General features: G+C 42.6%; 7 protein-coding genes and 1 pseudogene. 3 read left to right on the top strand and 5 right to left on the bottom strand.

Features of this window, described 5'->3' with window-relative positions:
* Window positions 1-73: 73 nt before the first annotated feature.
* From treZ to HWQ58_RS33325, 3 genes are all read right to left on the bottom strand, one after another.
* Window positions 74-1,921, bottom strand: coding sequence for a malto-oligosyltrehalose trehalohydrolase (treZ, locus tag HWQ58_RS33335; RefSeq protein ID WP_292872360.1), 1,848 nt, complete (start codon window positions 1,919-1,921; stop codon window positions 74-76).
* Window positions 1,922-2,320: 399 nt separating this feature from the next.
* On the bottom strand, window positions 2,321-2,725 hold the full coding sequence (locus HWQ58_RS33330) for a DCC1-like thiol-disulfide oxidoreductase family protein (protein ID WP_292872358.1): 405 nt from the start codon (window positions 2,723-2,725) through the stop codon (window positions 2,321-2,323).
* A 114-nt stretch (window positions 2,726-2,839) separates the two neighbouring features.
* Entirely contained in the window at window positions 2,840-3,445 is a 606-nt protein-coding gene (locus HWQ58_RS33325; protein ID WP_292872356.1) for a Uma2 family endonuclease, read from the bottom strand.
* A gap of 368 nt (window positions 3,446-3,813) precedes the next feature.
* Between HWQ58_RS33325 and HWQ58_RS33320 the strand changes: the two genes are divergently transcribed.
* The 3 genes from HWQ58_RS33320 (at window position 3,814) to dps (ending at window position 6,459) form a co-directional block, all read left to right on the top strand.
* The gene (locus HWQ58_RS33320) at window positions 3,814-4,338 is read left to right on the top strand and encodes a hypothetical protein (protein WP_292872354.1); all 525 of its coding nucleotides are present in this window, start codon (window positions 3,814-3,816) and stop codon (window positions 4,336-4,338) included.
* Between the two features lie 384 nt (window positions 4,339-4,722).
* The gene (locus HWQ58_RS33315; RefSeq protein WP_292872352.1) at window positions 4,723-5,772 is read left to right on the top strand and encodes an aldo/keto reductase; all 1,050 of its coding nucleotides are present in this window, start codon (window positions 4,723-4,725) and stop codon (window positions 5,770-5,772) included.
* Between the two features lie 114 nt (window positions 5,773-5,886).
* Window positions 5,887-6,459, top strand: coding sequence for a DNA starvation/stationary phase protection protein Dps (dps, locus tag HWQ58_RS33310; protein ID WP_292872350.1), 573 nt, complete (start codon window positions 5,887-5,889; stop codon window positions 6,457-6,459).
* Window positions 6,460-6,877: 418 nt separating this feature from the next.
* Here dps and HWQ58_RS33305 read toward each other — a convergent pair whose 3' ends face one another.
* Both HWQ58_RS33305 and HWQ58_RS33300 read right to left on the bottom strand, forming a co-directional pair.
* Window positions 6,878-8,260: an HlyD family efflux transporter periplasmic adaptor subunit gene (locus HWQ58_RS33305; protein ID WP_292872348.1), complete on the bottom strand. Its 1,383-nt coding sequence runs from the start codon at window positions 8,258-8,260 to the stop codon at window positions 6,878-6,880.
* A gap of 190 nt (window positions 8,261-8,450) precedes the next feature.
* Window positions 8,451-10,667 (bottom strand): annotated as a pseudogene (locus HWQ58_RS33300) (peptidase domain-containing ABC transporter).
* Window positions 10,668-10,735: the final 68 nt, after the last annotated feature.

The following is a 10,735-nucleotide window of genomic DNA, read 5'->3' as shown; positions in this document are numbered from 1 at the left end:
AGCACTCAGCACTCAGCACTCAGCACTCAGCACTCAGCACTCAGCACTCAGCACTTTGCTATAACTCTCCCCTTCATCCTTTTTCATAGAGTACTAGACTAGTAGGTTGCAATTTCACTTCTTGGCTCACAGACAGATGTTCAGGGGCTTGGGAACCATGCCCAGACCATGAGGTATCAGCCGAGTCTAACAATTTATTGGCATTTTGCTCAAACGGCAAAGTCACTGTCACCGCCGATGAATTGAAATTCATCACAAATATGACTTCACTCGATTCGCACCAACGACGCACGATCACCAAATCCTTCTCTTTATCGCTAGTCGCTTGGATGAAATTGCGGTCTTGATTCAAAAGGGCTGGATGCGTCTTACGTAAATTAATTAACTGGCGATACCAATTCCACAGAACTTTGTGCTTACCGTCATTGCGTAATTCCCAATTAAGTTTAGACTTTAGGAAAGTTTCTGCCGATTCGGGATCTGGGGGATCATCTGCAAAGTGAAATGCTTCAAATTCTTGTTTGCGTCCGGCTCGAACTAATTGAATTAAATCAGGATCGGAGTGACTGACAAAGTAAATGAAGGGTGCAGTTTCACCGTATTCCTCTCCCATGAACAACAGAGGTAAGTTGGGCGACAGCAGCACAGCGCCAGCAGCTAACTTTAATCCCTCAAAAGAGATGCGCTGGGTAAGGCGTTCTCCTTTCATTTGATTGCCGATTTGGTCGTGATTCTGAATGCAGATTGTAAACTGTGATAAAGGGCGATCGCGGCAAGATACGCCATGAAATCGTTTGCGGTGTGGTGCGTACTTCCAATCGTAGATAAAAGTATCTTCATAAGCTTTTGCCAGATCCGCAACCTGCCCAAAATCTTGATAATATCCTTGGCGATCGCCTGTCAAGAGTGCGTGCAATGCATGGTGGAAATCATCACTCCACTGGGCATCGAGTCCATATCCACCCAATTCTGCTGGACGAATTAATTGCGGATTATTCATATCACTTTCGGCAACTAGATGGCGCTTCCATTTTTGCCCTTGTTGTGAAAAATGATGAATTGCTTCCGATAATTCCCATAAAAAATGCTTCGCCCCCAAGTCGTAAATTGCTTGAACGGCATCCAACCGCAATGCGTCAATGTGAAACTCACCCAACCAGTACAGCGCATTTTCGATAAAATAATTTCGCACACCCTGACTATGGGCATCGTCGAAATTCAGCGCTTCACCCCACGGCGTTTTATAGGTTTGAGTAAAGTAGGGCGCGAACTGACTCATATAGTTGCCTTCTGGCCCAAAGTGGTTATACACCACATCCAGCACTACGGCGATATTATTTTGGTGGCAAGCATTTACCAGTTGCTTGAGTTCGGCTGGACTACCGTAGGAATTTTGCACAGCATAAGGGTAAACGCCATCATAACCCCAGTTGCGATATGCAAGAGTTGCCTCAATATGAGTGTCTCCCGGAACCTGGGAAATGGGCATGATTTCAATGGCGTTAATTCCCAGTTCCCTCAGCTCTGGTAAACGGGGAATGATCGCGGTGAAACTTCCTTCCGGCGTGAATGTCCCAACATGGAGTTCATAGAAAATCATCGACTCTACAGGAATACCCGTCCAGCCTTCATCAGTCCACTCAAAATCATGATCGATAATTTGCGACGGCCCATGCACCCCTTCCGGTTGATACTGCGACGCCGGATCGGCAAAGGTGTCTTGACCATTTAAGACATACTGATAAAGCGTTCCTGGATATACATCGTTGACTTTCGTGTGCCAGTATCCCTCAGACTGAGGCTTGAGGGGAATTAACTGCTGTTCTGGCGTCAAAATTTTTACCGTAACGCTATCTAATAGTGGAGACCAAACTGTGAATTCACACTCTCCGTTACCCAAGTAGTTTGCACCAATTTTCACGCAGTATCCTCCCGTCAGACTTTTTGTTGTGCCAAATTATGGTCGCGATCGCAATGTCATTGATTGCACAATTACAAACACGCCAGATAGCATAATGGTTTGTCTCCCAGACATTTTACTAGCATCTGGAGGCGGATTTTTTAGGAGAATTTATTCTGTCTAATGACCAAAGAGGCAGGGGAGCAGGGGGCAGGGGGCAGGGGGAGAAAGATGCTGAAATTCCCTAACAGTCAAGGGTTACGAGCTAATAAATGTATTTATGCTCAAGCGAAAAATATTTATTTTGAACGGAAAGTGCGACGATAAATAATGCGTATTTGTCTCAAAGCCAATACATTTCCCTGCTCCCAGCAAGAACTGCTTCCTGCCTGAGACTGGGAATACCCTCACCTGTACTACCTACGGCTTGCAGCTACCATCCACACAGTATGACGATTCATAAGTACTAGAACGTTTACCAAAAATTGCGTAGCGGTTATCGCGGATTTGTTCGTAAAAGCGATCGCCTGCCCATTTCATCCCCGGTAAGGCTCGATAAGCGTCTACAAATATACTTCCTGCTGGCAATAACCGCCCAATTTCTTCTACTGCATTACTACCTTGCCAACGTCTTTGAGGTTCATTGCCATCAATTAAAATCATCCCCTGTTCACAGTCTTGGGCTGTAATTCCCCACTTTAAAAGTGTCTGCTCATCTTGCATAGGAGCGTAACGAAACAGCTTTCCCTTGTCTAAGGTTTCTAGCAACTGCACTAGGGTAGCGCAGAGATTACAATTTCCGTCGTAGATTACGTAGTAATTCATAAAAATAAGGGTTTTTTGGCAATTGAATTGTCGGATGTGTCTAAAACACAACTTTGGTATTCTAGCTTAGAAAACTGTAGCGATCGCTCTTGCCTTACCGAACCAGTTCGCAGTTCAAATATGCATAATGTCGTCTAGCTTAAGTTGTAAATTTGTCAATACATCAGAAGAAATAGTATCTCCTAAGCGATATTGTTGCTGCTGATACACACCGTTAACCAACTGACAAACGGTAAAGGTGGGTTGTTTGGGATTGCCGATAAACTGCAAACCACCCAAGCCACGAAAGTCCACAATCCAATATTCAGGGATATTAAGAAAAGCGTATTCTTCTACAATTCTTGCATAATCGTCTTGCCAATTAGTACTAACAACTTCAGCAACAAGTTTGATTGTACTGCCGTTACAAATAATCGGTTCTTTTTGCCAGAGTGGTTCTTTACTAAGTTCTGCTTTATCTAAAACAATTACATCAGGACGCAGTGCTGTGGCTTCAGCCGCAGGTGGTTTAATCAGACAAGTTTTAGGAACTAGCCAGTTGAAATTAGAATTAAAAATTTCGACATAGATTCTACCAGCAATACTACCTGCAACAGCTTCGTGTGGCCCTGTGGGTTCCATGTCTCTTAGTTGTCCGTCGATTAATTCGTAGCGTGTGTTATCACCATATTGAGCTATAAATTCCTCGAAGGTAAGTAGTTTGGGCGAGGTGTAGGTCATTATGTCTTGGTTTGACTTAACGTTGACTTATTGTACAGCATGGTCTGCGATCGCAGGATAATTAAGAAAATCCTAAAACAATCCATTTTTTAATGCACATCACGATGCCTTTGTACAGCATAAAAGTCCTACAATCATAGTTTCCAAACAAGGACTATAGAATGTTTATATAAATTACTCTCGCCACTAAAAATAATTAGCATTCTTATTTTTTAACAAAAAAATCTTGTGTATTGATTCCTATTTAATATATAGTCTTTTTTCGTACACGCATTGGCACAAGAAAATACTGGATGCTTGCGACATGTAAGTATATCCTTAATTTTCAGACTTTGTATCTTAAAACACCAATTACCTAATAAACAAGTATGGCTAATATCACTGGAACCCCTCTAAACGATGTTCTTAACGCTACTATTGGCACCGATGTAATCAATGGACTGAATGGAGATGACCGCTTAACAGGGAATGCTGGAGTCAATACTCTCAACGGTGGTTCGGGTGATGATAACCTTGATGGTAGAGAGGGTAATGATATTCTAATTGGCGGATTGGGTAAAGATATCTTAGCTGGTGGAGCAGGAGCTGATATCTTCCGTTACAACAGTGCTTTAGAGGGTGGCGATATTATCAATGACTTAAACGCATCTCAAGGTGATAAAATCCAAGTTTCTGCATCTGGATTCGGAGGTGGACTGGTAGTAGGGCAATTACAACGTTCTCAATTAACTCTCGGTAGTGCTTTCACCAATCCTAACCAACGCTTTAGAATTGACATCAGTAGCTCGATTGTATTCTTCGACAAAGATGGTAGCGGTTCGCAATTTGGCTCCGTCGAAATTGCTAAAATAAACGGCGTTAACGGCCCTCAAGTTATCGAAGTAATCGCCTAGAAGATTTTGGATTTTAGATTGTAGGGTCGGGTGCCATAGCTAGATGGACTATGGCACCATTAGCAGACATCAAAAAACTCAGAAGCCGAGTTTCGTAAATTTAAAAACCTAGTTATAGAAAAATATTCAATTTCAATGTTCTCATATTATTAAAACAACAGTATATTTAATAATTTATTCTTGTAGGTTGGGTAACGCTAAAGCTCAACCTACACATATTTATTTTTTAGCCTTAATCGAGTAGTATTGCAAAGCGACCGTTGCATTTAAATAGCACGACAACACAAATATTAAAAGGCTTGTCCTCAAATATTCCGTCGATTTCCAGTTATCATGCCTTTGGAATGATATTTGCTTAGTTTTTTCATTAATCAGAAAATATTCATGAAATACAAACTCTTGGGCAAAAGCGGGTTAAGAGTCTCTGAACTCTCCTTGGGAACCATGACCTTTGGTGAAGATTGGGGTTGGGGTGCATCTGTTGACGAAAGTCGGAAAATCTTTGATAGCTATGTAGAAGCAGGAGGAAATTTCATTGACACCGCCAACGGTTATACCGATGGTAGCAGTGAAAAAATTGTCGGTGAGTTGATTGCTAAAGAACGGGAACGCTTTGTAGTTGCGACAAAATATTCCTTTCCCTTGCGGATGAATGACAAAAAGGGCGACCCTAATGCCAGTGGAAACCATCGCAAGAATTTAATTCAGTCTTTGGAAGGTAGTCTCAAACGCCTGAATACCGATTACATTGATTTATTCTGGTTGCACGCTTGGGATTTCACAACACCCATTGAAGAAGTCTTGCGATCGCTTGATGATATAGTCCGTCAAGGTAAAGTACTTTACATCGGTATTTCTGACACACCCGCTTGGATTGTTTCCCAAGCAAATACCATTGCCCATTACCAAGGATGGACGCAGTTTGTCGCCCTGCAAATTGAGTATAGTTTGATTCAGCGAACACCAGAACGGGATTTGATACCGATGGCAAAAGCTTTGGATTTGGCAGTAACGCCGTGGTCGCCCTTGGGTGGTGGAGTGCTGACAGGAAAGTATAACAAACCCAGTCAAGAAGGCGGCGAACAAGGGCGAGTAGCGAGTTTAGGGGGAGAAGTTTCCCAAAAGAATTTAGCGATCGCTGAAGTTGTCAGTGAAGTTGCGGCAGAAATTGGCCATACACCTTCACAGGTAGCATTAGCTTGGTTACGTGCTCAAAGTGGTGTGATTATTCCGATTGTTGGGGCACGTAAGTTAACGCAGTTTCAAGATAACTTAGCTTCAATAGAAGTCAGCCTTTCGCCAGAACATCTGCAACGGTTAGATGAAGTGAGTCAAATCGAACTAGGTTTTCCCCATGACTTTTTGCACAATGATGTAATTCGCGATCGCCTTTTCGGTGGTACATTCAATACCATAGAAAACCATCGGATTTGACCAAGAGTCATAAGCAGTAACACATTCAGCCATTAATATAATCTGTCGTCAGAGAGTTTCGCACAGCCAACCAAAATCTGTAAAGTTAAATGCAAAAGGCATTAACGTAGAACTATGAGCGACAACACTATTACATCACGTTTGTACCCCACTCGTATTGACATTCCCGCTGAAGCGCGAGTGCAAATTGTGGTACTTCTCAACCAAAGCTTGGCAGCTACTTCGGATCTCAAAACCCAAGCAAAGCAAGCGCACTGGAATGTTAAAGGAACTGACTTCTATCAGCTACACCTATTATTTGATGAAATTGCTGGAGAATTGGAAGAGTACATCGATTTGATAGCTGAACGCGTCACAGCTTTAGGTGGATACGCTTTCGGAACAGTTCGCGCCGCAGCTAGTAATTCGATCCTGCCAGAATATCCCTTAGATATTTTGGATGGTAAAGACCATGTGACAGCCTTGGCAGATCGCTTTGCATCCTATGGTAAACATCTTCGGCAAGCGATCGATAAAACTGATGAATTAGGCGATCTCGATACTGCTGACCTTTACACTGAAATTTCTCGCACCATTGACAAACGACTCTGGTTCTTAGAAGCTCATCTGCAAGTAGCAGAAATTAAGGCAGAGAATGGTAAAGCGGGTATTACTCAGACTCAAAAGATACCTGCTAGTGTAAATTAAGCACTTTTGAGAAACACTTGATTTACTAATAGGGTGCATTAGACTAAAGTTTAAATCACCCTATTGTAACGGTAGCTTGATGTGAGTTCGACAAAATATACCTAGAACTAAAGTTCAAAACTATCCCTATCAGACTCAAAGAGGGATATTTTTTCGTGTCCTGCAAAAGTTGGTGCAGCAAATTCTCAGTGAATCAGACGAGCAAGTAGGCCAAACGCATCTTATTTACAAATAAAAACTAACAAAGATTTCCCAAATTATCTAAATGGATCTTCCATCTGTGCAAAGTGGTCAGTAATCGTGATTTTCGGTTTTAACTTCATGAAGGGAGCGAGTCAGTCGGTGGTTTTTCTTTGTTTGTTGTTCTATGGTGATTAAATCGCATCATTCTTGATAGCACCAACGGTGAGTAGCAGTGTCAAATATCTGCAATTAGCCTTGCTTTTCTCAAAAAGAATTGAAGTACAGTCTCTTCTTTAGAAATAATATCGGCTCTGCCTTCCATTCCCATTTGAATGGAACATTGTCTGGTTTCTCGACCTAAAGACAGACCTTCAGGTTCAATTGTTACCTCATAGAAGGCAGCAGTAGCTTTGGGAGTAGTTGCAATTGTAGAAGTACCTGTAGCAGCACCATTATTCGCTGGTGGGAAAAATGCATCTGGAGAAATTGATTTAACTTTACCTTTAAGAGTACCGTAATCTGGATAAGGACAAGCAGAAACTCGCATTTGCACGTTTTGTCCTGGTTTGAGCTTGTTTTTATCCTCAGTTTCTACCACTGCTTTAATTACCAAGGGGGCAGAAGTAGGAACAATTTGGGCGATTTCTTCTCCAGGGCGCAATGTTTGACCGGGGTTACGTAGGTTTAGCTTGGAAATAACACCGTCTGCTGTGGCAGAAACGATCGTCTCCTTAAGTTCAACATTTACTTGTTTAAGTTCGCGGTCATCATGCTCGAACTGTTTTTGCATTTCAATCCGTTGTTGAATCAGCGCGTTGCGTTCTTTGTTTAATGTGGCGATGTTACCTTGCCCCGTAGCTTTTTCTTGAGCAATGCGTTCCTGTGCGATCGCTACTTCTGCTAGAGTTGGATTTAAGGCAGCTTGTAGGCTTTGCAATTTGGCTTTGGCAGCAGCGAGTGCTTGTTCTTGCTGGCGAACAGCTAGTTGGGCTTCCTCGAATTGATCTTGTGACAAAGCTCCAACTTTGGCTACGTTCTCATATCGGTTTCGCTTTGTCTCGGCTGCTCTTAAACCGGCATCTGCTGCTCTGACATTCGCTGCGGCTTCTTGGACATCACTAACAGTAGTAATTTGCTTATCTCGATAATCCCGCTTGCGACTGCTCAATTGGGCTTCAGCCGCCGCAACCGCACGCTTGCTGCTGTCAGTTTGGGCTATAACTTGGTTATTAAGAGCATGAATCTGAGCGTCGATTTGAACCAGTTGTAATTTTGTTTGCCCAATGCTACCTTCTAGTTGACTCTTCTTGGTTTGCAGGCGGGAGTCGTCAATAGTAGCGATCGCATCTCCTGTTTTGACAACCTGATTCTCTTTCACAAAAATCCGCATAACTGGGCCTTCCGTAGCAGCCTGAACGAGCCGCAACTCACCAGCCGGACGCAGATTTGCCTGTGCTTGAACGGTGACTTTATATTTAGTTACAGAGGCGACGGCAATTGCTATTGTCACAGTTACTAATGCGATCGCACCACCAATAGTAGTCCAATTACCAAGTGGCGGAAGAAAATCGTTTTCTTCAACTTGGGGCAGCAAGACAGAATTCGATTGACTAACCATAATAAGAAATTGAGAGAAAGATGATTTTTGATTTTAATTAAGAATGACCGTCGCTTCTCTACGAGACGCTGCGCGAACGCTCAAATTCAAAATTCAAAAATAATTAAATAATTTTTAATTCCGACATTTTTGAATTGCATGAATTTGGGATTTTAGTTTGGATTGGAGCAACGGTTTCAAGCCCCTTCATTTATCTAATGGTGGCGTATTTGCCATTAGCATGGCTGGAAGATTTCACTAGTAAAGTTGGAGTTGATGACCGAACATCATCTAGGAAGCCCAAGTGTTCGCCAGCAATTTGGCGCAATTCTTCTGGAGAACCTTGGATTTGCAAACGTCCTTTCTCCAGTAATACAATCCAATCGGCTCGCTCAATGACTTTGGGTCGGTGACTAATTAAAATTGTGGCTTTGCCTTGGCGATAGGTAAGCAGTTGATCTAGTACTTCAGCTTCACTCACCGGATCAAGAGCGCCAGTGGATTCATCTAAAATCAGTATCGGTGGGTTAGTAATTATTGCTCTAGCGATCGCTAATCTCTGCCGTTGTCCACCAGAAAGATTCGCTCCAAATTCTCCTAAAACGGTATGATACTTGTCAGGTAATTCGCTAATAAATTCATCAGCTCCTGCTATTTGGCAAGCTGTAACAATTTGTTCAAAAGTCACATCAGGATAGCTGAAGTGGAAGTTATCAACGATTGAACGACTCCAGAAGTGCGGGTCTTGCGGTACTAAGACTACCTGCTGTCGCAGACATTCTAAAGATAAGTCTTGTCTGTTATAAATGCCATAACGGATATTGCCTGACTGGAGGGAATATAAACCAGCAATCAGTTTGGCTAGGGTACTTTTACCACAACCAGATTTACCAATTAAAGCAATAACTTTACCGCTAGGGATAGTCAACGAAAAATCTTGTAACAGATCAACTCTACCAGCATGGTGGAAGTTAACTTTAGTGCAAATAATATTTGCATCAGTGGAAATTGCTGCCCAAGGCTTTTCTTGTGCATTCAAGTCTTCTGGGGTAGCATCAATCACTTCTGCCATCCGTTGGATGACAATTTGGGCAGTAATAAACTCATCAGCTAACCCGATTACTGAACTCAAAAAACCGAGAAAATTTCCACTCATGCCGTTAAACGCTAGCAGCTGACCGATGGATAATGTTTGATTAATTACTAAATAGCTGCCTAACCAGAGTAAACCTATATTAGTTAAACTTGAAAGAATATTAGTGAATGTACTGCTGTATAATTCCAGTTTCATCGTACTCCAGCCCAAGTTAGCGAGGCGACCATAATTGGTTTGATACTCTTGCCAAGCTTGTGGAGTTGCTTGGGTGGTTTTGAGTACTTGGACACCGCGAAAAGTTTCCACCAAAAAGCCTTGGTTTTCAGTACCTAAAACGATAAGTTTACGGGTTTTCTGGCGTAAGGCAGGTAAGAAAAGTAGATTAACTAAGGTGACGACAATAAAGGCTAATACGGAAGCCAGAGTTAGTTGCCAACTCAAAAAGAGCATAAAGCATAAGGAAACTAAAGCAATAAAAAATTCGCTAGGTAAACCAAGGACAATCTGCGAAACTAACCCATTGATGGCATTAATATCGCCAATTCGGCTGACGACTTCTCCACTACGATGTCCTTCAAAGTAAGATAAGGGCAAGTGTAAAAGTTTTCGACCGTAGTCCAGCAGCAGTCCTAATTGCAACCGTTGACCGAAGTGACCAATGAGGTGAGACTGTACCAAACCAATTGCACTTTTAAACAAGTTCATGGCAATTACCCCAATTGCCACGGTAGTTAATAGTTGAGTATCTCCCCGCACTAGCACATCATCGGTCAAGAGTTGCATCATCAAGGGAGAGGCCAGAGACAAAAGTCCGATCGCAATGTTGATGGCGATCGCCTGAGCCAGAATGAAGCGATAAGGCCAAACACGCTTAAGATAGCACCCAAAGCCACTCACTTGATCGTCCGCCTGCTCGTAAAAACGGGTGTCGTCTGGCAGCAATAGCAGCATAAATCCATTGCTCCAACCCTCAACTAATTCCTTACGGCTGAGATAGCGGATACCAACGCCAGGATCGCAAATCACATATTTGTTTCCTTTTTGCCCGTATAAAACTACCCAGTGGTAACCTTTCCAATGTATAATTGCGGGCATTGGAGCTTTATCTAAACTGTCGATCAATTGAGCAGAAGCTTTGACTTGACGGACATTAAATCCTAAAGCTTCTGCACCTCGATTCAAACCAAGCAAAGTAGTACCTTGCGAAAGAGTTCCTACCGCTTCTCGTACCCGGCTTAGAGTTAAAGTACGTCCGTACTATTTGGCAACAGTTGCAAGGCTTGCAGCGCCGCAATCTTCTTCACTGTGTTGGAGAACAACCTGGTATTTCATAAAAACTTCGGGGATTACTTGGTTAGACCATGTGCGACTTGATTCTCATCCTGTTCGCGTACTCTTAC

It is taken from the genome of Nostoc sp. LPT, assembly GCF_017115165.1.
In the GTDB taxonomy this organism is placed as follows: Bacteria; Cyanobacteriota; Cyanobacteriia; order Cyanobacteriales; family Nostocaceae; genus Nostoc.
The sequence above is the reverse complement of the archived record's forward strand: the minus strand, read 5'-3'. Positions and strand labels throughout refer to the sequence as shown.

Bases quoted from the DNA above. Each gene is read 5' to 3' on its own strand.
- HWQ58_RS33330 (WP_292872358.1), bottom strand. From the start codon at position 2,725: ATGAATTACTACGTAATCTACGACGGAAATTGTAATCTCTGCGCTACC.
- HWQ58_RS33325 (WP_292872356.1), bottom strand. From the start codon at position 3,445: ATGACCTACACCTCGCCCAAACTACTTACCTTCGAGGAATTTATAGCT.
- HWQ58_RS33320 (WP_292872354.1), top strand. From the start codon at position 3,814: ATGGCTAATATCACTGGAACCCCTCTAAACGATGTTCTTAACGCTACT.
- HWQ58_RS33315 (WP_292872352.1), top strand. From the start codon at position 4,723: ATGAAATACAAACTCTTGGGCAAAAGCGGGTTAAGAGTCTCTGAACTC.
- dps (WP_292872350.1), top strand. From the start codon at position 5,887: ATGAGCGACAACACTATTACATCACGTTTGTACCCCACTCGTATTGAC.
- HWQ58_RS33305 (WP_292872348.1), bottom strand. From the start codon at position 8,260: ATGGTTAGTCAATCGAATTCTGTCTTGCTGCCCCAAGTTGAAGAAAAC.